Here is a 2,593-nt window from a genome sequence, read left to right on the forward strand (position 1 = left end):
ATCAAGAACAGCTTAAAGTGGGGGTTCGCCAAATAGATAATATCTGGAACGAGCACACCAAGAGTATGGGCGCTTTTGTAAACGGACAAAAGATTTTTATTAAGGGTGGTAACTGGATTATCTCTGATGCAATGCTCCGTTTTAGTGATGCCCGCTATGATGCTGAAGTGCGTTACCATAAAGATATGAACCTCAACCTGATCAGGATTTGGGGAGGAGCAATTTTAGAAAGACCTGAGTTTTACAACGCCTGTGATAAATATGGTTTGTTGGTTTTTCAGGATTTCTGGTTCAGTGGCGATTGTAACGGCCGATGGGTAGATCCAATGAAGAAGGAAGATCAATGGACGCGCAGAAATTATCCAGATGATCATAATTTAACCTTAAGAGCCATTGAAGATCAGATCAAAATGATCAGAAACCATGCTTCACTTGCTTTTTGGTGTGGTGGAAATGAGATTACACCACCGGAAGATATTTTGGAGCCTTTAAAGAACGATATTCTGCCGCGCTTAGATGGAACGAGAAAACTTTTTGATTTCTCCAATAGCGACGAAATGTCTTTTAATTCCATTGGAGGGAACGGTGATGGTCCATACGGCATACAGGATATTAAAAGTTTCTGGGGTACCAGAACATTTCCTTATAACTCGGAAGTAGGATCGGTAGGGGTAGGCGACTACGTTTCCCTGCTCCGTTTTATCCCAAAAGAAAACCTGATTGCGCCTCAATACAAAGCCAAGCCCGATTCGGTATGGGATTATCATAAATACATCTCTTACGAGCAATACCTTAATCCATACGGTAAGCCAAAAAGTGCAGAAGATTTTGCCATGAAAGCACAATTGGCCAACTACGATCAATACAGGGCATTAATGGAGGGTTTCTCGAACAAAATGTGGGACTGGTATACCGGTTCTATCATCTGGAAAACCCAAAACCCCTGGACAGCCATGCGTGGACAGATGTACGATTATTACCTTGATCCTAATGCCTGCTTATATGGCTTAAGGAAAGGAAGTGAGCCTTTGCATGTGATGATGAATCCTTTGGATAGCATGGTTACCATTGTAAACAATGGGTTTAGCACGAAAAACAACCTGATGATACAGGCGAAAGCTTATGATATGGACGGAAAGGATTATTTCTACTCTCAGGCTTTCAATTCGGTTGGCCCATCTTCGGTGAGAAGACTTTTTCCTATGAACGAGTTCTTAACTAAGCTGGATAAAAAAGAAGGTGTATTTGTTTCTTTAAGGATTTTAGACCAGAAGCAAAATATACTGAGTGAGAATATTTATTGGCTTCCTGGGAAGGATGGGGAATATTCGGGTTTAAAAAGCATCAAACAAGCGCCATTAAAAGTTGCAGCAGTTGATCAGAAAAACGGCAAGGTAGCAGTTACTTTAAGCAATGCAAATGGCAATCCAGTAGCATTTTTTAACCGAGTTGCTTTAATAAATGGCAATACTGGTGAACGCGTGCTTCCTGCTTTTTATGATGATAACTACGTAAGTATTTTGCCTGGCGAAAGTAAAACGGTAATTGTAGAATATACAGGAAAACAAAATAATTTAGCTGTAGAGGTATATGGCTGGAATGTAGAAAAGCAGAAGATAAATATTCAATAACCTCTTTTTAGACCTGGCAGGTTTTCAAAACCTGCCAGGTCTCTGATACAAGAGTCCGTTAGTCGGGATTTGTAATCCCATCTTTAGAAATTAAGGATTTTTAATCCTGAAGCGCAGGCTTATTTTTCATCGTTTTTGGAAATGTTGGGTTCTGTTGTCGTGGCGGATCGTAGCCCTGCTATCGCTGCAAGTCCTCGCTGCGCTTCGGGCTTTTCGCTTTATCAGGTTTAATAACAAAGGGGGCTCCAAATGGCGATGGATCCGCGTTAGGGATTGGGTAACGCCTAGATCAGTTTGTAATTTTCGGTTGGCCGTTTAAAATTCAGGTCTATAGAAAACAAAAAAAGGCGACACTTAGGTATCGCCTTTTCTCTTTAATATGTTTTTAACCTAGCTTACGCCGTGTAATTTTACTTTTAATCCATCCATATTGTTGTTTAACTGCAATTGGCAGGCTAAACGCGAATTTGGTAACAGATCAGGCAAAGTATCTAACATGGCATACTCATCGTCTGTCATTTCGTTAAGTTTTTCTTCGCCTTCTAACACATCAACGCAGCAGGTAGCACATAAAGCCATTCCGCCACAAGTAGCTAGAATATCGTACTCTGATGCTTTTAAAAACTCCATCAGGCTTAAACCCATGTCTGTTGGTGCAACGTGTTCAGTAACCGAGCCATCCGGCTCTTGCATGTATATATTAATATTGTTTTCCATTTTTTAGCTTACTTATATTGATTCACAAATATAGTAGAAAGCTTAAAATTCTGAAACTCCGTTTACAGTTGTATATTTCATGGTATATTTCACACCTGGGTTCATGTATGAATAAGCACTATGGCTCATTAATGCAGCCTCGTGGAAACCACAAAGAATCAATTTTAGTTTATTGGTGTAAGTGTTGATATCGCCAATAGCATAAATTCCAGGGATGTTTGTCGAATAATCATCAACATTAACCT

2 protein-coding genes and 1 pseudogene are annotated in these 2,593 nt (G+C 40.0%); 1 reads left to right on the plus strand and 2 read right to left on the minus strand.

The annotated features are described in order from the left end of the window. Positions 1 to 1,631 (plus strand): glycoside hydrolase family 2 TIM barrel-domain containing protein (locus tag AC1DPQ_RS24280; RefSeq protein ID WP_477611139.1); only part of this gene is annotated, 1,631 nt, incomplete at its 5' end. Between the two features lie 390 nt (positions 1,632 to 2,021). Here the strand turns inward: AC1DPQ_RS24280 and AC1DPQ_RS24285 are convergent. After that, a complete protein-coding gene (locus AC1DPQ_RS24285; RefSeq protein WP_025141835.1) occupies positions 2,022 to 2,348 on the minus strand; it encodes a 2Fe-2S iron-sulfur cluster-binding protein in 327 nt (108 codons plus the stop codon). Between the two features lie 42 nt (positions 2,349 to 2,390). Next, positions 2,391 to 2,593: pseudogene (locus AC1DPQ_RS24290) on the minus strand (ferredoxin--NADP(+) reductase); the annotation flags it as partial.

Source organism: Pedobacter sp. 01T416_2, assembly GCF_056398925.1.